The sequence below is a fragment of the Methanofervidicoccus abyssi genome (assembly GCF_004310395.1).
Classification (GTDB): Archaea; AGJL01; Methanococci; order Methanococcales; family Methanococcaceae; genus Methanofervidicoccus; species Methanofervidicoccus abyssi.
Map to the genome: position 1 here is coordinate 207629 of NZ_BFAX01000003.1, position 20073 is coordinate 227701.

At 33.8% G+C, this 20073-nt stretch carries 18 protein-coding genes; 8 read left to right on the top strand and 10 right to left on the bottom strand.

What is annotated here, in order from left to right; genetic code table 11:
• Nucleotides 1–37 precede the first annotated feature (37 nt).
• The 3 genes from MHHB_RS03660 (at nt 38) to cobM (ending at nt 4249) form a co-directional block, all read left to right on the top strand.
• The gene (locus MHHB_RS03660; protein WP_131007251.1) at nt 38–973 is read left to right on the top strand and encodes a topoisomerase DNA-binding C4 zinc finger domain-containing protein; all 936 of its coding nucleotides are present in this window, start codon (nt 38–40) and stop codon (nt 971–973) included.
• Between the two features lie 826 nt (nt 974–1799).
• Complete coding sequence (gene pheS, locus MHHB_RS03665; RefSeq protein WP_131007252.1) at nt 1800–3302, top strand: phenylalanine--tRNA ligase subunit alpha; 1503 nt, start codon at nt 1800–1802, stop codon at nt 3300–3302.
• Between the two features lie 179 nt (nt 3303–3481).
• On the top strand, nt 3482–4249 hold the full coding sequence (cobM, locus tag MHHB_RS03670; protein ID WP_131007253.1) for a precorrin-4 C(11)-methyltransferase: 768 nt from the start codon (nt 3482–3484) through the stop codon (nt 4247–4249).
• 40 nt (nt 4250–4289) lie between these two features.
• On the opposite strand, the gene radB is transcribed toward cobM, so the two are convergent.
• The 7 genes from radB to MHHB_RS03705 form a co-directional block, all read right to left on the bottom strand.
• The gene (gene radB / locus MHHB_RS03675) at nt 4290–4931 is read right to left on the bottom strand and encodes a DNA repair and recombination protein RadB (protein WP_131007254.1); all 642 of its coding nucleotides are present in this window, start codon (nt 4929–4931) and stop codon (nt 4290–4292) included.
• A gap of 348 nt (nt 4932–5279) precedes the next feature.
• Nucleotides 5280–6527 (bottom strand): tRNA(Ile)(2)-agmatinylcytidine synthase, encoded by a 1248-nt coding sequence (locus MHHB_RS03680; RefSeq protein WP_131007255.1) that lies wholly within the window; start codon nt 6525–6527, stop codon nt 5280–5282.
• A gap of 208 nt (nt 6528–6735) precedes the next feature.
• Complete coding sequence (locus MHHB_RS03685) at nt 6736–7212, bottom strand: hypothetical protein (protein ID WP_192893814.1); 477 nt, start codon at nt 7210–7212, stop codon at nt 6736–6738.
• A gap of 342 nt (nt 7213–7554) precedes the next feature.
• Nucleotides 7555–8757 (bottom strand): tripartite tricarboxylate transporter permease, encoded by a 1203-nt coding sequence (locus MHHB_RS03690; RefSeq protein ID WP_131007256.1) that lies wholly within the window; start codon nt 8755–8757, stop codon nt 7555–7557.
• A gap of 7 nt (nt 8758–8764) precedes the next feature.
• Nucleotides 8765–9340, bottom strand: a complete 576-nt coding sequence (locus MHHB_RS03695) for a zinc ribbon domain-containing protein (RefSeq protein ID WP_131007257.1) — start codon at nt 9338–9340, stop codon at nt 8765–8767.
• Nucleotides 9341–9422: 82 nt separating this feature from the next.
• On the bottom strand, nt 9423–9893 hold the full coding sequence (locus MHHB_RS03700; RefSeq protein ID WP_131007258.1) for a hypothetical protein: 471 nt from the start codon (nt 9891–9893) through the stop codon (nt 9423–9425).
• Between the two features lie 425 nt (nt 9894–10318).
• A complete protein-coding gene (locus MHHB_RS03705) occupies nt 10319–10651 on the bottom strand; it encodes a DUF4870 domain-containing protein (RefSeq protein WP_131007259.1) in 333 nt (110 codons plus the stop codon).
• A 262-nt stretch (nt 10652–10913) separates the two neighbouring features.
• Here MHHB_RS03705 and MHHB_RS03710 point away from each other — a divergent pair, with 262 nt between their 5' ends.
• From MHHB_RS03710 to MHHB_RS03725, 4 genes are all read left to right on the top strand, one after another.
• Entirely contained in the window at nt 10914–11354 is a 441-nt protein-coding gene (locus MHHB_RS03710; protein ID WP_131007260.1) for a transcription elongation factor Spt5, read from the top strand.
• A 68-nt stretch (nt 11355–11422) separates the two neighbouring features.
• Nucleotides 11423–11905: a 50S ribosomal protein L11 gene (locus MHHB_RS03715; protein ID WP_131007261.1), complete on the top strand. Its 483-nt coding sequence runs from the start codon at nt 11423–11425 to the stop codon at nt 11903–11905.
• Between the two features lie 273 nt (nt 11906–12178).
• Nucleotides 12179–12676, top strand: coding sequence for a hypothetical protein (locus MHHB_RS03720; RefSeq protein WP_131007262.1), 498 nt, complete (start codon nt 12179–12181; stop codon nt 12674–12676).
• A 42-nt stretch (nt 12677–12718) separates the two neighbouring features.
• Nucleotides 12719–13645: a hypothetical protein gene (locus MHHB_RS03725; protein ID WP_131007263.1), complete on the top strand. Its 927-nt coding sequence runs from the start codon at nt 12719–12721 to the stop codon at nt 13643–13645.
• Between the two features lie 94 nt (nt 13646–13739).
• Here the strand turns inward: MHHB_RS03725 and MHHB_RS03730 are convergent, their stop codons facing one another.
• From MHHB_RS03730 to MHHB_RS03740, 3 genes are all read right to left on the bottom strand, one after another.
• A complete protein-coding gene (locus MHHB_RS03730; RefSeq protein WP_131007264.1) occupies nt 13740–14621 on the bottom strand; it encodes an AIR synthase related protein in 882 nt (293 codons plus the stop codon).
• Nucleotides 14622–15016: 395 nt separating this feature from the next.
• Complete coding sequence (gene glmM, locus MHHB_RS03735; protein ID WP_131007265.1) at nt 15017–16360, bottom strand: phosphoglucosamine mutase; 1344 nt, start codon at nt 16358–16360, stop codon at nt 15017–15019.
• Nucleotides 16361–16628: 268 nt separating this feature from the next.
• Nucleotides 16629–17165 carry a V4R domain-containing protein gene (locus MHHB_RS03740; protein ID WP_131007266.1) on the bottom strand — a complete coding sequence of 179 codons (537 nt, stop codon included), beginning with the start codon at nt 17163–17165 and terminating at the stop codon, nt 16629–16631.
• Between the two features lie 151 nt (nt 17166–17316).
• Between MHHB_RS03740 and MHHB_RS03745 the strand changes: the two genes are divergently transcribed.
• The gene (locus MHHB_RS03745; protein WP_131007267.1) at nt 17317–19995 is read left to right on the top strand and encodes a valine--tRNA ligase; all 2679 of its coding nucleotides are present in this window, start codon (nt 17317–17319) and stop codon (nt 19993–19995) included.
• Nucleotides 19996–20073: the final 78 nt, after the last annotated feature.

Genomic DNA, 20073 nt, shown 5'->3' on the forward strand with positions numbered 1-20073 from the left:
ATTATTAATATAACAATAGAATAAAGAGGGATGAGAGATGGAAGAGTTGTTCCAACTACTTACAAGGAATATACACTTCAACATAACAGAGTTAAGTAGTAAAACCTGGAACCAGAACTGGAGGGTACCTGAAGGTCTTATATCTATAATTGGCCTGAAACATGGGAAGAATCCAGTTTTCTACTATGGAGTTACAGCCAACTACAGGGAGGAGTATGTAATAAATAAGGGAATCTCCGAGAATGGAAACAAGTTCATAAATGTAAGGGTATACTTTAAATTTGATAGAAAGGATATTCTGGAGAAGGAGAAGTATATAGTTGCAAATGGATTTCACGGACTTCTTCTATGTGTTAAGATAGATAAAGATAAGTTTGTAAAGGTTGCCGAAAAACTACTACTACAAGAATACAGAAGTGGAGATCCTCATATAGTAGAGGTTTTAGAAAAGATGAAAGATAGGAATGTATTCAACAGTGTAGAAGAGAGTATTAGATATATTGCCAACAGAGATTACAACTGGCTAATAGGGAGGTTGAAGTATAAGGCGGGGCTTCTTAACTACTCTGGAGAGGGTTACTGGTTACTCCCTCTAAAGACAAATATGGAGATAACTAGAGGTTTCAAAGTGACAGAAAAAGAGATTATTGTAGATCTGGAAAATGTGGAACTTTTCAAAAACTACATAGTATATGTGGATACTAAGAGTAGAATAGTTAGATACAACAGATACAGGTTGTGTAAAAGTGGGTTTTCACTGGTAGACGAGATAAGGAAACAGATGAGAGATGATATATGCCCATGGTGTGGTGGGAAACTTAAGTTAATTAAGACAAAAAAGGGGGAGTTCTTAGGATGTTCCAACTACCCAAAATGTCTTTACAGGAGGTTTTTAAAGAAAGGGGAGGAAAATAGATTAAAAGTTGAAAGGAGTGAAAATGTCTCATACGATCAGTCCCTTCTGATAAGGTGATAGTTAGAAGGGATAGACGCCTCCAATATTTTGACGAGGCTGCTACTAAACAGGCTGTAGTTCTTAGGATTTTAAAGGCCTTGGGGTGATCCCTTTAACATAGATGAGGTTTATCCAAAGTATTCTGTAGGTGGTGGGAAGGTAGATTACGCCCTTTAAATGTAACGGTAGAATTAAGGTGTTCATCGAGGTTAAGAAGGTGAATGAAAACTTAGAGAGACATCAGGAGCAACTTTTAAACTACTCCTTTAAGGAAGGTGTAAAACTTGCAGTACTGACAAATGGTATCAGTTGATGATTCTATTTACCACTAAGTGAGGGGGTTGGGAACAGAGGAAGTTCTATACAATTTTACAAAGAATCCTAACAATTTAAGAGTTTCTATAGGATAGATAATACAGATATCTATATGGAAACTAGTCTCAGTTCTAAAGGTGTAGTTAGGCTCTCTAAGAGGATACTATTCCTTTTTGGGTAAAAGAAGAGAATCTCCTTAATCGAAACTAAAGAAGAAAGAGGGATACTGAGTAGGAGATATCAATAATTAACAATAAAAATAACTGATATAAAAAACAATAAGGTAAATAATAATAGAGAATTTATAAAATAACAGATAGAAATTATCACAATAAAAAACAATGGACTATTTCCAGAGCACTGGAATAAGATGAGGAATTTTTCGTGATATATAATATAGGAATTTTCTATTTCAAAACCTTTTTCGTTATTTTTTTATAATTGTTATAATAATTGTTAATTTTTATAGGATTTTTAATGGGAACGGGATTTTTATACTTTTTAGACATACAAACATATAAGTGATAGTATGGAGTTGCACATAGACGAGAAAAAACTCCTAAAAATATTCCAAGATAGTGGAAAAGAGGAGATACCTGTCAAAGAGTTATCTAGGAACGAACTAATGGGATCTGAGACAAAGGTTATGAGAAGTGCCCTATGGCTCTCAGGTAAGGGGTTGGTGGATATTGTAGAGAGGAGAAGAAAATACGTAAAACTAACTGAGAGAGGTGAAAAAACCTTAAAGGAAGGACTTCCCGAGAGGAGGATAGCAGAGTATCTGAAGAAGAAGGGTATCACTCATATACCTATAGAGGATGTTAAAGATATCCTGGACAAATCGGAGATAAATCCTGCACTTGGATACCTAAAAAGAAAGGGTATAGCCAAAATAGAGAAAGGGGTTATACACTTTAAAACTTTGGATTATAGAGATGAAGAAGAAGAGGTACTTAAAAATATCAAGATAGACGGTAATATAGAAAAATATCCTCCTGATATCCTAAATATACTTAAGAAGAGGGGACTGGTTGAGATAGAGGAGACAACAGAGAGATCTATCAGATTGACGGAAAAAGGTAAGGAGTATATAAAAGAACCTATAGAGATAAAGGAAGAGATCACCCAATTAACTAGAGAAGATATTATCTCAGGTAGATGGAAAGAATGTTACATTAGGCCCTACGATGTAGGAGTTCCTACAGAAGAGGTTTATCCTGCAAAGTATCATCCGTTAACTAGGATGATATACGAAGTTAGAGAAGTACTATTAAGTATGGGATTCAAGGAAGTAAAGAGCCCAATAGTGGAGACAGAGTTCTGGAACTTCGATATACTCTTTGAGCCCCAGGACCACCCTGCTCGGGATATGCAGGATACCTTCTTCTTAAAGTACCCTAAGAGTGGAGAGATCCCTGAGGAACTTCTAAGAAAAGTTAAAGAAGTACATGAGAGAGGGACTGTAGATGGGAGAAAGGTATCTAAGGGATGGAACTACGAATTTCAGGAGGAGATATCTAGGAGAACCGTTTTAAGGACCCATACTACGGTATCATCTATTAGATACTTGGCATCCTTATCTCAGGAGGAGAAGGAGAAACCTCATAAAGTGTTCTGTATAGACAGGGTATTTAGAAATGAAGCTATAGATTACAAACATCTACCTGAGTTCTACCAGTGTGACGGTATAGTTATGGATAAAAATGTTAATTTTGACAACCTTATAGGTATATTGGTGGAGTTTCTAAGGAAGTTAGGCTTTGATAGAGTTAGGGTAAGACCTGCATACTTCCCATTTACAGAACCTTCCTTAGAAGCTGAGGTGTATCTGGAGGGTAAGGGCTGGCTCGAGATATTGGGAGCAGGTATGTTCAGACCTGAAGTTCTTGCACCCCTGGATATAGATAAACCTGTGCTGGCCTGGGGAATTGGATTGAGTAGATTAGCGATGCTTAAGTTAGGGCTAAAGGATATAAGGGAACTACATAGGAATGACTTGAAATGGCTGAAGAGTGTTAGATATGCACCTTAAATTATAACTACAACTCGTAGGTATATGAAAATAATATTTTTAAAAGGTTTAATAGTTTAATAGAAAAATCCATTTCTACTTTCTTAATACTCGGTGTAAACCAGAGGACGAAGTTTAGATTTTATTTTTTTATCTGTATTTTTTATCTAGATTTTTATTTGATTTTTATTTGGGGTATTATGGCAGGGAAGGTAATAATAGTAGGCGCAGGACCTGGAGATCCAGAGTTGATAACTTTAAAGGGAAAGAAGGCTATAGAGGAAGCAGATATTATCGTATATGCAGGTTCTCTTGTAAATAAGGAAATTTTGAAATATAACAGGAAGAACGCCAAGATCTACAACAGTGCCACTATGGATCTGGAGGAGATAGTTAAAGTAATGGTAGATGGAGTAGAAAAGGGTTTAAAAGTTGTAAGGTTACACACAGGGGATCCCTCAATATACGGTGCAATCAAGGAGCAGATAGATGAGTTAAAAAAGCATAATATAGAGGTTGAAATAATACCTGGAGTAACATCCCTATCTGCAGCAGCAAGTTCTTTAAAGGTGGAATTGACACTTCCAAAAGTGTCTCAAACTGTTATAATCACAAGGCCTGAGGGGAGGACACCGAAACCTGAAGGAGAGAGTTTAAAAGAGTTGGCCAGACATAGATCCACTATGGCTATATTCTTAGGAGTAGGAATGATAGATAAGGTTGTATCTGAGTTGATAGAGGGGGGATACAGAAAGGATACTCCAGTTGCAGTTGTTTATAAGGCCTCTTGGAAGGATGAGAAGGTAGTTAAAGGGACATTGGAAGATATTGCCCTCAAGGTTAAAGAGGCTAACATAAGGAAAACTGCATTGATAATAGTGGGAGATGTACTATGTCCTAAGGAATATGAGTATTCAAAACTTTACAACAAAAACTTTGAAACAGAATATAGAAGGAAAAAGGTGTAGAATTTTGAGATTTTTAAGAGGAGAGGAAATAAGTGTAAAATCACCTCTTGAGAATTTCAATTCCCTCATTTACTATCCTAAATTTAACCCTCTCTCCTTCTTTAATGTATCTATGTTTTTCTAAAATGGCTTCCCTGATTTCGTTTATCCTTTCCATTCTTACAATAGTTTTACTCCAATATTCTAGTACTATACCACCTATAGGCTTAACTCCAGTGTATGTATCACTAATCTGATTAGTTAACAAAACTGCTACGTTCTTTTTTTTAGCAAGTTTTAACAAGGTAAGTATCTGTTTTCCAAGTATCCTGTTAAGAAGGGCGTTCCTATGAACGTCGTCGGAGAGTTCCAACCTATAGAGGGAAGATATCCCATCTATGATTACTAAACCTATGTTTTTTATATAAAAGAGTTTTTCAAGGACTTTGGACTGTTCCTCGAAAGTTTCTGGTTCATAGAGTGTTAAGTTCTCGAGAACCTTTTCAAAATCCCTTCCAGATATTTGTCTTATTCTCTCAACAGAGAGTCCTCCCTCTGTATCGACATATACTACTCTATAACCTCTCCTCACAAAGTAGACCATAGATATTATAGCAATATTTGTTTTTCCCACACCTGGAGGGCCATATATCTGTGTTATAGTTTTCTTCTCTATATTCCCTCTTAGTATATCCGATAGCATAACATCACTTTATTACTGTGATTGTTTAATTAAACATCCCTAATGCTCTTGTAGAATTTGACATATAAATTTTGTATAATAACATTATTACTTGTTTTATCGAAGAATTATAAGATATAATAATAATATCTATATTATCCCAGTTCCCATCAAAAAAAGGTAATAACAATTATTATTAAAAATAAAATAACAATAAAATAAATAACAAAAAACTGTTTTTAAAATAAAAAATAAAATAAAAACTTCTATCCAACTATAAATACATTCTCTCCTACTCGCCTGAACATTGAGGAAGAGATGACTCTTTTCTAAGAATAGATTCTGTTAACTCTATTCCCCATATATACTTTAAAACAGCAACAGAGGTTTACTTAGATGTCTCCTTGCAGAAGGCGGTACTTCGTAAAATCCCTCTGAGATATCTCTCTTTACTTCTATCAGTTTTATGCTGTTATAATTTACTCTCTTCTTACACCTGTTACATACGTATCCACTTTTAACCCCTTTTGATTTCAAAGTACCTCCACAGGAACATTTCTTATCCTTCATATATACCTTAGCCAATTTAACAATTTTCAACTTCTCCAGGTTTATACCAAAAGGTTTCTCCCTTACAGTGCCGTACACACCTACCATGTCCCCCTTTTTTAACTTTCTTACAATATCCCTAAATCCTTTTGTAGGTTCATAGGCCACACAGGAAATCTCCCCAGTATTATCACAAACCTTAAAGATTACAGCTCCTCCTCTTATACTCTTAGGGTCTTCTGTAACCACTCCATGGACTATAACACCAGTGTTTGGATAGATATCTTTTATCTTCATTGGTCTTAGATGAGCATCTGTACCCTGGTTAGTTTTAAATATCATATATCTATCTATCTTCTCTTCACATTTTACCATCTTCATAGCCTCTAAAAGTATCTCTTTGTTTACCCCCCTGATACCATAGAGAACTGGACACTTAGTATTAGGTGCAATTATCTGCTTATCTCCATCAACGTTGTTGAAGGTATAAGGAAATGTCTTCCTATCCATCTCTACAACAGACTTATCGTCGATTATCCTTTTCTTTCCCCAGTTCTCCTTTTTTCTATAGGTGAGAAGTTCATAGGTATAGGGCCCAGAAGATGCTATACTTCCTAAAGCCCCTATGATACCGTAACCTTTTTTGTAACATACGTATTCTCCACCTACTTTCTCAACCATCTCTTTTGCATAATCTAAATCCACAATATCGTAAAGTACCTTCTTGTAGTATTTTTTTAAAAGTTCCCTGTTTTTTTTATAGTCTTTCTCCATTAGAAAAACCACTCCTGGATTTGTATTTTCATCTTCAAGGTCTGAGTACTTTTCTACGTACTTTAAAACAGTTTTTTTTATATAGTCTATATCCCTGTCCTTTAAATTCTCTTCGAGAACTCTTAAAGAAATCCCTCCATTTCCCCTTGTTTTATATTTAACCATCGGATTCATCCGTATCAATTTTGGAGTATCCATCTTGTATCTCTTTTCCAACTCCTCCATTAGAAGTGTGCCAATATAGGTAGTGCAGTATCTCTCTCTACTATCTGTGTCATCTATGCCTATAAACATTGCCCTCACCCCAATTAAACTGTTAAAACCCGGAAAATAAAAGATAAATTGAAGGTAATAAGTAATTACATACCTTTAGACGCTCTTAGATACTAGAATAGTAATTTTAATATTACTTTTTTAGTGGAAATGGATAATTAAGAATAAAATTTATATAAAACTGGAATTCTCTTAGATGATTTAGAGAAATTAGTGTCCCAATTCGAAGTTATTCTATCCTAACAGACAGATTTTTAGTTATATAGAAATCTAGATTTTTAGTTATATTGAAATCTCTAAAGGAAATGTTAAAGGAAATGTTAACAATATTTGGAGGCAAGGGGTTTTGCATATACCTCAAGTTATCTCCAGTGATGTTTATGTAGGAGATATTATCGTGATACTCTTTTCTAAACACTATAGTGGTTGGACTGTTTACTACAATCTCTTTGTTAGCAAACCTTATAGTATAATTAATATTTCCTATAGGTCTAAAGGTTGTTGAAAGGGTAACATCCTTTGAGTAAGATATTAAAGCGTAATTCTCAAAAACATCCATTATAGAATGTCCTCTTTCCACGATTTCTGAGTATCTGATATTGTTTAACGTATTAAATACGTTATAACTGAGTATTGCAGTAACTATCAGTATAAAGAGTATCGCCATTACAGCATCGATTGAGATCTGACCTCTATTGAACAGCATGATATCCCTGTAACTGTCGGTGTAATATATTTAATACTTACAACTATATAATAATTAGTTAAAAAAATTTATATTTAGACATTACAACATTTTTAAATATATTAAAATGTAAATAAAAAACTTAGTTCTTATCAAACTGATAAGGTTCAAAAAAATAATAATAACTATAAAAAAAATAACATGATAAAAAATAGAAACTCCTATCTCAAATGCAAAATTAAAAAATTATCTATTATTATATAATTTTTAGTTATTGCCTTAATGGTAATTGAGATGGTTGTTTTATAGCAACAAACTTGGAATTTTTTGTCTTCTTCTATTATTTTATTCGTCAGTATATTGCTAATAATTGTCCAAGAAATACAGTATAGTTGGGAATATCAACACCCCCATTAGATAGGACATATTCCCTCGAGACTTCAAGGATAGGATTCCTAAAGCAGATGCCACCAGGAAAACTATAAAGTAATATATGGGATACTTAGATAAATATCCTAAAATTACTACGATGAATAAACAGAGAAGTAGTACATAGAGAGAAATCTTCCCGTAATTCACCTTAGATAGATACTTTAAAATGTACTGTGAAAGAGTAATGAGTATATAGAAGGCACATCCTGTTGCCATCACTAAAGGAATAATGATACTACTATCCAAAGGTATGGAGAGATTCTTTATAGCCACTGCAGTTCCACTTCTCCCGTATCCTATTATTAGGAGGGAAAGTATAGAGAACACCTCGTTGGACATGGTGATAGCACCTTGAGATACTAAAAAACCTTTTATACTGTTCTCCCTTATTAATTTACTTAGAAAGAAGTTTATCTGGGATCCTCCAATTGCAGGTAGAAATATCCTTAGGAATCCTCCAAAGGTCCCTACACATGCATACTTTATGAGGGATACATCTACCTCCGGATAGGTAATTCTCTGAGGAGGGATTTTCTCGCTTTTTATATTTTCTAAGAGGAAAGGTATTCCAAACATTCCTGTAAATATACTGGTTAATATATTGTCCACTGGAAAGCGGTTGTATAAGACCACTATTCCAAACAATCCTGAGAGAAGGAGTATAAGGCTGTTCCAAAACACGTTATCTGTAAATATTAAAGATAAAAATACCAACAGTATCAATATATAGGGAATATAAGGTTTAAATAGAGTATAGGTACTCTCTAAATCAAAACCTATGTAGAAAATTAAAAATGCCAATATAACAGAGAGTAGTACTCCTATAAAACCTCCAATACCACACAGGACTATTCCTTCGTACCCCCTACCATTAGAGGTTAACCTATGTAGAGGTAAAACAGAGACTGCAGTTTCATCCTGGGGCACACCTATAAATGCCGAAGGTATATAGTTTATAAAATAGTGGGTAATTACCATGCCTATTAGAAGATATAAATAATTCTGTGGAGATAGATAATTGTAAAGTAGAGTAACAAAGGGCACTAGAGTGTTTGGATGTATTCCAGGGATCATTCCAGTGAAGGTTCCCAGTACACATCCGAAAAATAGAAAGAATATGTTGGTGATGTCCATATTGTCATTAAGTTCTTTTTATCTTTCTTAGTCTATGACCACAGTAGGGACATACCATCCACGAAGGATCTACACGCCTTCGGCACTGGGGGCATACTGGTGTTCTTTCTTTCTTCTCCTTTAATTGCATACCACAGTGTGCACAATACGTCCAACTCTCCAAAATATACTTATTGCAGTTACTACATCTTTTAAAATTTTCAAGGGTCATGCTGTCGATGTCAGAACCACAGTTAGTACAGTAGTTCCAACCTACATCTATAACCTCGTTACATTTATTACATCGAGGTATATCTATAGTGAATTTAGAACCTAAAGCTTTCTTTACCTTTTGAAGAGTTATCAATGCCTCCCTTTTTATTATTTCATCCTGTTCCATCTCGTATATTTTTTCAATGGACCGTATTATCTCCTGTAAGCTCCTTTTATCTACCATCTCCATGTACTGCAAAGACTCTGGACGTAGATCTGCTATATCTGCTACCCTTTTTAAAGTTACCAATTTTGTAGCAGGTACCCGACTTTTAAGCCCCGTTAATATACTCATTTTCTCTTCTTCAGAGATAGGGATTATCGTTACCATACTATCCCCTTTTAAAGTTTAAATTATTATCTAAAAAATTTTATATTTATTAGTTTCTTTTTATAAAAATAGTGATTATTTTTTATTGTATAATTTTTAATTTTCCCAACTTAATAATTTTATTGTAATACAGATATATATTGTTAGATAGATCTTTCTTAGAGATATTTAACAATCCTGCCAACTCGGCGTTTCTTCTGTCTATTTTAAATTTATAATACTCGGCAAGTTTTCCTCCATGACTGTAGTAAGATATTATTTGAACTTCATCAACATTTTTGTATTTATTGAATATATACCATACAATGTAACAGAGTTCAATTTTAGTTTGAGCATCTAAATTTCCTCTACTTATCTCACTTAAATTCTCCAAATTTTTTATCTGGTATACTATAGATACATTTTTTCCGTTGATGGTAGTAAATTCCACATGATAGACATCACACTTCGCTAAAATGTCTTCAGAACTTGATATATAGTGTTGAACAAGCCAAACTATAGGTATTGCTACTAAGATTATAGTTACAATAAGTATTATAGACTCTTTCTCCATAGTTTCCCCGATTAGATATTATATCTTTACACTTTTTACACTTAATTATATATTTTTGTTATCTGTTAAAAATACTTTTTATATATTTTTAATTTAATAGAAAACTTTTTGGAAGGGATGAGTTGATGAAGAATGATATCTAATTTTGCAGTATATCATGAAGAGATGATGCAGTTTTATTAAACTGGAAAAAAATCTCTAAAAAATATAAATCTCTCAACCTTGATATCTAATAATCTCATTCTGAAAAGAGTTGCACTACCAGTGAAAAAGTGGATAAAGAGGAGTTACTACTACTGATATAATATACTTCAAATCTTAGATAATAGAGAAAGGTAGAGACAGACAGAACCTTATAATCCCTGACATAATTTTTACATATCTGGAATTATAAAAATAGATATAAAAATAATAAAAATATAAATTTAAAATTTTTTAAGTAAATCTTCTGCAATGTTTCCAAATATTGGGAATTTGTACCTTTCTCCCTGATATGCTTTATACATGCCCAATATCCAAAAGACAAGACTTACAAGATTTACCAACAAAGTAATTAGACCTCCCAATATTGGAATAAATGCCGCTATCATGCCTATTATCGTCAAACTTAAAAAGGTTACCAAAGATTGCATTGCATGGAATTTAACAAAATCATTTTCTTTCTCCAAGACTAAAAATATAATACCAGTTAATACACCAAATAAATAACACAATAAACCTTCAATATTTTCATCTAAACCCAGAGTAGTTTTCGACATGGATAACACCTTTATCTGATATTTAATAATAATATTCACTATTCTAAAGTTTTATACTTAATAAAATGTTAGAATTCTCCTGTAAGTGATCATGTCTTACTTCAATTTGAGTTAAAAAGTATTAGTTGTTGAAGAAATTATAGTATAGGAGTAAAATATATATATTACTAAATTTTAAAATTAACAAAAATTTTTAGTTCTTTTTTAAATACTTTTCTTTTTTGATATTATTTTTAAATCTTTTTTAGAATTGGTGATTACTATGATATATGCAGTTAGAACTATAGCAGGTCAGGAGAAAAACGTCGCCGAGTTTTTAGCATCTAAGGCTGAAAAGGAAAAAATAGATATATACTCCATACTTGCCACTGAGGATTTAAAGGGCTATGTACTTGTGGAAGCTCCAAATAGAGGAGCAGTTGAGGATTTGGTAAGGAAGACGTTCAAGGTGAGAGGAATAGTACCTGGAGAAACCTCGGTAGAGGAACTGGAACACTTACTATCTCCACATAAGATAATAGAAAATATAGAGAAGGGAGATATTGTAGAGTTGATAGCAGGGCCTTTTAAAGGTGAGAGAGGTAGGGTTATAAGGGTGGATAAACATAAGGAAGAGGTGACCTTGGAGTTGATAGATGCGGCAGTTCCCATACCTGTAACAGTTGGTGTGGAACAGGTTAAAATAGTCTCAAAGAGTTCCTAAGTTTACAACGTAAGTTTTAAATAGAATGTAAAATTATAGAGATTATACAATTTAGAGGGGTGGCAAAAATGGGTACAGAAATAGTAGAAGTACTGATAACTGGAGGAAAGGCTACAGCAGGGCCTCCACTGGGTCCAGCTATAGGACCCTTGGGTATAAACGTCATGAAGGTAGTAAAGGAGATTAACGAGAAAACAAAGGCGTACGAAGGAATGAACGTCCCAGTTAAGATTATTGTAAATACTGACGATAAAACTTTCAAGATAGAGGTAGGTATACCTCCAACATCAGCACTTATAAAAAAGGAGTTGAACCTTGAAAAGGGCTCTTCAGAACCAAAGCACAATATAGTAGGTAACCTTACAATGGAACAGGCTGTAAAAATTGCTAAAATGAAGATGGACTCAATGCTCTCCTACACTTTGAAGAACGCTACAAAAGAAGTTATTGGAACTTGTGTATCTCTGGGAGTTACAGTAGATGGAAAAGATCCTAAGGAAGTGATAAAGTTGATAGAGAAAGGAGAATATGACGAGTACTTCAAAGAATAAATAATTTCTACCATTATATTCTTATTGTTTTATCTCTATTCATTAAGTAGTACTTGCTATTTTTTCTTCGTAGCCTGTGTTGAAACCTTTAAAAAGTATTGTTTTTGTTTTTTAATGATTAATTATTAGAAATGGCAAATAATAAAATAAAAATAACAGTAATAATTATAATATATTTAATAAAACATATATAGTATAATAATTAATTATTAAACAATTAATATTTAGGGTATGATGTTTTTATTTTTGGTATAAATTTTTTAAGGGGGGATTATGGATTCTGAAAAGATATTTATTATACAATCTATCTGCGAGGCAAAACTCTTTGATAAACTTAAATTGTTAATTTCTGGCAATGTTTCAAAGGTGTATAATATAAAAATAATAAATATCCTGAATCATTCTCATTATTTTTTAAAGATTATTGTAAAAACTACAAGTGACAAATGTAAAATGTTATGTGAAATTTTACAGGAATACGAATTTATCATCACGAATTGTCAGGAGATAGCATTTCCTTCATATCTTGTTAGAATATCAGGGGACATGGAAAAATGTTTAAATTTGCATAAGGAAATCTTAAATTCTTTTATAAACTCGGGGGCTCTTCCTATTAAATCTGAAATTATATCTGAAGATTTTATCACTGCTATCTGTGATATTGTAGTAACTAACAAAGATCCTTTAAAATGTACAAAATTTCTGGAGTTGATTAAAAAAGAAGATTTAACATACAAGGTGATACCTATAGAATCTTACGGATATTATTAATCATTATTAAATCTTATATTTAATAAGCAGGGTGGTTTGTTAATGGTCCTCCCCCTTTCATATCTAAAATCTCATAAATTAAAAAAACTCATTCTAAAGGGACACCTTTTAAAAGCCCAAAAGTTAATTGAAAGCGACATGTCTCTTTTAAAATATCTATTAGAATTTGTTGGATCTGAAGATACAAAATTATCTTCAAATTCTATATACCTTTTAACAAAGATAGTTTTAAAACATAAGATGAACCATAAAAAACTTTTACCTTATATAAAAAAGTTTTTGAATAGTGATTCCGATGAAATTGTATTGAATACTCTAATGTGTTTAAAGTTACTACTAAAAGAGAACCCGGATTATTTTAAATATGTTGAGAAAGAAATATACGAGCTTAATAGAAGATCTGTGAATGTATTGATAAGAGAAAATACCTGGGAACTGATAAAGAGTTATGGTGATATCAAAAAAATAGGTAATGTTAAACCTCAAAGGAGCTCTCTATACGAAAAACTTATAAAATTGAAGGAATCTATTAAACAACAGACATTAATTAAGAAGTTAATTGATTTAGGAGAATCTCTTCTTAACCTTTCTTCCGTTAAAAAATTAACAATCTCCGTAGAAAAGATAGAATCGTCCATAAAGAAAGAAGATTTAAAAGGGATGTTAAAACTTATTGAAAAGGGAAAATTGGAAGAACTAAGCCCATTGAATGTGGCATACTGTTTCTCTGTTTTAACAACTTTAGATAAAAAAGAAGAAATTGAAAAGTACATTGACAATGTTTTTAAATTGATCTTCAGTGATAACGAGATCATAAGAAACACCGCTCTTCACACAATTTACGAAATAACTAAAAAGTATCCAGATCTTATCTATAAAAGAATAGATACACTTAGGAATTACTGTAGAAAATATGGTAGAAACATACTGATTGAAGAGATATTTCAGGAACTTTCAAAGGCTATATAACTACATTCTGGAACTTTAGGACTTTTTACTTTTATTTTTTATTATTATTTAATTAAAACAGTATTTCTATTTTTGTTAGAGATTTTTTATCATTTTACTGTTTATAGGGAAACTTAGCAATAATATCTCTGAGAACCTCTTCACTGATGTACTCTCTATTCCCTACCTTAAAAACTTTCTCCTCAATGATCCTTCCAAATGGTATAACTGGGCACCTCTTCTCCACACATATATTCAAGATATCCTTTAAATTCTCCTCCTTAGTACTTACTATATAGGTCCCCAGGTATCTAGTGGAGCGGGGATAAGGTATAGCAGTTATCTCGGCACCTACCTTTGCCTTCACTATCATCTCAAGTATGTTACACAACCATCCCCCCCTGGAAGCATCCTTACAGGCGTTGATCTCAATACCTTTCTTCACTATACTCAAAAATGTATCGTACTTATTTTTAGCCCTCTGGATTCTCTCCCCGATATCTCCTTCTACAGGGTGTCCCAACATAAGTATAACATCTCCAACCTGGGCACCTCCATCTGTAATTACTTTATCACCTATCAATTCACCGAATACAACCACAGAGATACAGGAGTTTAAACTCTCTTCAGTTTGAGTGTTTCCTCCAACTATGGGGATATTTAAACCTAAGGACTGTCTTCTCAGCCCCTCTACAGCCATCTTTATTTCTTCCTCATTGTGGGCCTGGATTGCATCTAAGGCGTAGAGAGGCCTTGCCCCCATGGCTACAACATCACAGGAAGTATGTATAAGGGCAGTTTTTGAGCCCAACTTTAGGGGATAAGGCCCCTCAATGTTTATAACATTTTTACCTATTACTACGCTATCATCCCCTGCCCTAATACCCCTTATTAGATCTTTTACCTTAAGATCCATATCCCATAACCTTTTTCTTGGGTAATTTGTCTCCATCATGTGTTTTATGGCATGTTTTATTTCGTACTCTATACGTTCCATGTTATCATTCTCTGTTGTTATTTAACAGTAGAGTAATAATAAGAATCTTATAAAATAGTTATGATTAAAAAGAATAATATAAATTACCTATAATAAAAGTCAAATAAATAAAGAAATAACAGAAAAGAAAGATAAAAACTAAATATTTTATTTTATATTAGAATCCTAAAAATAAAGATAAACAATTGGTATAAAATATAAAAAGCTTATGTCATATACTCGAGAGATAAGGTGATATTTTTAATCCTTTTTAAGGAGTTTTCATTTGTTATTTGTTAATCTTTTACTATTTTTTATCCTAACTATTCTCCTTATTATTTTTTGTTGGGTATTTTTTATGGTTGTTATTAGTTTAAAATTTCTATATTTGTATGAAACAGGGTTATTAAAAACCATTATAACTCATTCTTTAAGGCCTTTCTCACCAGCTTAATACCTCTCTCTAGGAGATCCTTTGCAATAGTATTATCCTTCCCCTCAACTCTTATCCTTATATAGGGTTCAGTTCCAGAGGGTCTTATAAGTATCCATCCATTTTCCAAGTTAAACCTGGCTCCATCTACAGTCTCTGGAGTCCTTTGGAATATTCTCTCTCCGTACTCTATCACATACTTCATAACAGAGGATTTCTTACATTCTTCACAGGGTATCTTTTCTCTTAGATTTACATAGGATGGTACTTCATCTAAGAGGATACACAGTTTCTCATCGAAGTACTCCATCATCTCCAAAACTCTTAAACCAGATAGTATCCCATCTGGGGTTAGATGAACATCTCCATGGATCCAGGTACCAGAGGGTTCTCCTCCAAAGAGGGCGTTGTACTTAGACAGTGCCTGAGAGACTGCTACATCTCCAACCTTGGTTCTAACAACTTTAACTTTATCTCCCAGGTATTCATCTAAGGACATCGAGGCATCTACTGTAGTTATCACCACCTTACTCCCAGTCTTTTCCACAATATATTTAGAGAATATTGCAAGTAACTTGTCAAAATCTGCCATCCTTCCTCTTTCATCTATGGCCACCATCCTATCTCCATCTCCATCATGGGCTATCCCTATATAATTGCTCTCTCTCTCATTCAACCCTCTAACTACCTTCATCGTCTCCTGAAGGTTCTCTTTATTTGGCTCAGGCATTCTACCTACGAATCTCCCATCTAGGTGAGCATTTAGAGATATAACATGGGATCCGACATCTGTAAATAGATGGGGGGATATTACAGAACTTGCTCCGTTGGCACAGTCTACAACTACATTGAAACTTCTACTTATCGACAGGTGTTTAAGTATATGTTCCCTGTATTCCCTCAATGCGTTCTCATATCTTAACACTTCCCCAACAGAACTCCAATCAGCCCTTTTAAAGTTGTTTTTAGAGATTGTCTCCTCGATTTCCCTCTCTTCTTCGGGACTATAGGGAGTACCATCTCTGTTAAAGAGTTTTATACCATTATACTCTGGGGGATTATGAGAGGCAGTTATCATAACGCCTACTTCGAAATTCCTCGTGGAAAAACCTAAGGTTGGGGTAGGTACAATACCTATATCTATTACAGTAGCTCCCCCACTTAAGAGGCCTGCAGTTAATGCACTCTTTATTAGATCCCCAGTTGTCCTACTATCTCTGGCAACAACTACATCTTCTACCTTCTGAGATACAGCAAAACCTACCTTATAGGCTATCTGAGGATCTAAGTTTTTCATCCTTATACCAGAGGTTCCAAAGAGTCTCATAATATCAACCTGAGTTGTTAATGTTTTATTATAAGATAGAAAAAAAATAACTTTTGCAATATTTAACAATCTTGATTTTATTTCGTATATCATATTAATCTTAAAACAATAAAAAACAATAAATAAAAATATTTATAATAAAAATATTGTAAATCTTATAAATACGATAAAAAGAAGAAGTAGGTATATTAAATCTGAATTGTATAGTTATCTCTCAGCATACATGTCAGGTAAAAAATAGAAAAATAATATATAATAGTATTACTTATTATTTGGACACTTCTTTAAACTCACAGCAGTCATAACCATTGGCACAACACTTCGATTCTACAATTTTAACCTTCTTATTTAATATATCTTCTAAACATCCTGTTAGTACTCCCCTTTCAAAGTGACATACGGGTACGGGTTTACCAATGTTTGGGAGACCTGAACAGAATGCACACTCATATACACGAATTTTTATAGGATCTTCACTTACCAATTCTGGTATACCTATTCTTAAACTCTCAAAACATTCTATCATCTCATCTATGGATTTTACTCCCAATCTCTTTCCAAAATCTACTCCTGCATGGTACAGTTTCGACAATGCGTTAAATCCTAAGTACTTTACAAGAGAGAGGAGTACTGCTCTATACAGTACAATATCTATATATCTACCTAAGATGGGTCTATTAATATCACAAATTTCTTCAAAATCTATTGGTAGTTTATTGAATTTCTTACCTGTAGCGTTTTGTTGTTTTTCTTTTTCTTTAATATTGTTAATATTGAATAAATTAAATATTGTAAAATCTGTCATGGAAATCCTCTGGTGAATTTATGTAGGTAGTTAGGTTGTTATTTAGGTATATATAATTATAATAGTACCTATTAAAGTATAAATACTTTTTCGATAATTTATTAAAATTAATAATAAAATTAATTATAAACAGACAAAAAATGGGGAAACCATGGAGATGCCTAAGGAATATCCATTGGAACTGGAAAAGGTAGTGCAGAAGAAGTGGGAAGAGGAAGGTATCTACAGGTTTAAAAACGACAAAAATAAACCTCAATATATTATAGACACTCCACCACCATATCCTACGGGAAATATGCACTTAGGACATGCCTTAAACTGGACATACATGGATATAATAGCGAGATTTAAGAGGATGAACAACTACGACGTCCTCTTTCCACAGGGATGGGACTGCCATGGTCTTCCAACAGAGGTTAAAGTTGAGGAGATCTACAATATAACGAAATCTGATATAGATAGGGAGGAGTTCAGAAGACTCTGTATAGAGCTTACAGAGAAGAATATTAAAAAGATGAGAGAACAGGTAAAATCCTTAGGTATATCTATAGACTGGAGTAGAGAGTATATCACTATGAAACCTGAGTATATCAAAAAATCTCAAACTGCATTTGTCAGAATGTACAGGGATGGTCTTATATACAGAGGAAAGCACCCTGTTAACTGGTGTCCAAGGTGTCAAACTGCCATAGCTTTTGCAGAGGTAAATTACATAGATAGGGAGACTTACCTGAATTATATCAAGTTCCCTTATGCAGATGATGGAGATAAATATTTAACAATTGCAACTACGAGACCTGAACTCCTCCCTGCCTGTGTAGGTATCGTGGTAAATCCAAAAGATGAAAGATATAGGGATATAATTGGGAAAAGTGTTAAGGTACCCCTCTTCAACCAGGAGGTTAGAGTGTATGGAGACGAAGACGTAGAGATGGACTTCGGTACTGGAGTAGTAATGGTATGTACCTTTGGAGATAAGACAGACGTTAGATGGGTAAATAAGCATGGACTCGAGGTTAAAAAGGCTATAAACGAGAGAGGAGAACTTACAGAAATATGTGGTAAGTATGCAGGTATGAAGACAGAGGAGGCTAGGAGGGAAATAATAGAAGATCTTAAAAGGGAGGGCTATCTCCTGAAACAGGAGGTTATAAAACAGAACGTAGGTGTATGTTGGAGGTGTAAAACACCTATAGAAATCATCGTTGGGGATCAGTGGTTTGTAAATATAAAGGAGTTATTACCTAAGATTAGGGAAGTTATTGATGAGATCAAGTGGACTCCTGAATATATGAAGAAGAGACTACTACAGTGGATAGAAGATATGGACTGGGACTGGTGTATAAGTAGACAGAGAATATTTGCCACGCCTATTCCTGTATGGTACTGTCCAGACTGTGGAGAGATAATAGTTGCTAAGGAAGAAGATCTTCCAATAGATCCCACAGTAGAGTGTCCCTACACCTGTAAATGTGGAAATAAAAATCTTATACCTGAGAGGGACGTCTTAGATACCTGGATGGACTCCTCTATTACTCCGATGGTAATAACTGGATGGTTGGAAGATGAAGATTTCTTCAGAGAACACTATCCAGTGCAACTGAGACCTCAGGGGCATGACATTATAAGAACTTGGGCATTCTACACCATTGTAAAGTCTATAGCATTGACAGGTAAGAAACCCTGGAACGAGATAATAATAAACGGCATGGTATTTGGAGAAGATGGCCATAAAATGAGTAAGAGTAGGGGGAACATAGTAGAGCCTTCTGAGATCACAGAAAAGTACGGGGCAGATGCCCTTAGAATGTGGGCTGCTAACAGCTCCCTTGGAAACGACGTACCCTTTGCCTGGAAAGATGTTGATTACAACTATAGGTTCCTTAGGAAGTTCTGGAATGCTGCAAGATTTGCAAGGATGCACTTGGGGGATAATACCATAGAGAAGATAAAAGAGGCCATAGAGAAGGGGGACATTTCATTGGATAATCCTGTGGATCTCTGGATAATAAGTAAGTTGAATAGACTTATTAAGAAGGTTACGGAAGATTTGGAGGACTACAGGTTCAACACCATCGTTAATATCCAGAAGTTTCTATGGCACGAGTTCTGTGATAACTATATAGAGATGGTAAAGTACAGGTTATATAAAGAAGGTGAAGGATCTGAGAGGGATAAGTTCAACTGTTTATATACCCTCTACTACGTGATAACTAACGTTTTAAAACTCTTGGCACCATTTGCCCCTCACTTCGCCCAGATAGTGGGAGATATATACAAGGTAGATAACTTCCATACCACATGGTGCAAAGTCCAGGAGGATATGATAGATGAAGAGTGGGAGTGTATTGGAGAGTTGGCTAAGAAAGTAGTAGTTTCTATAAGGAGATACAAAGCCAACAAAGGTATGTCTCTAAATGCCAAGTTGGAGAAGGTTGAGATATATCTGATGGATAAAAAAGATTATGAAAGAATATTGAAGGTTGTAAAGGATATAAAAGGCACTTTGAATATCGAGAAGTTAAAGGTCATAAGTGGAAAGCCCAAGTTAGAACAGAAAATAGTAGAGGTTATACCTGATAAATCCAAGATAGGTCCACAGTTTAAGAGGGATTCTAAAAAGGTTATGGACTTTATAAGAAATGCAGACGAAGAAACTATAGAGAAAATACTCCAGGAGGGTCTTGAGACTGAATTTGGTTTATTAAGTAGGGAACATATAAAATCTATTAAGAGAGCACTCTTTAGTAAAGGTAAGATGGTAGATGCCGTAGATATAGAGGGGGTTGTAGACGGGATTGCTGTTATTGAAGTAGGAGGTGATAAATAATATAAAAATATGAATTATAATAAGATAAGATAAAGAAATAACAGAGAAAAAAGGTAAAAAACTCCTTAAAAAAAGGAT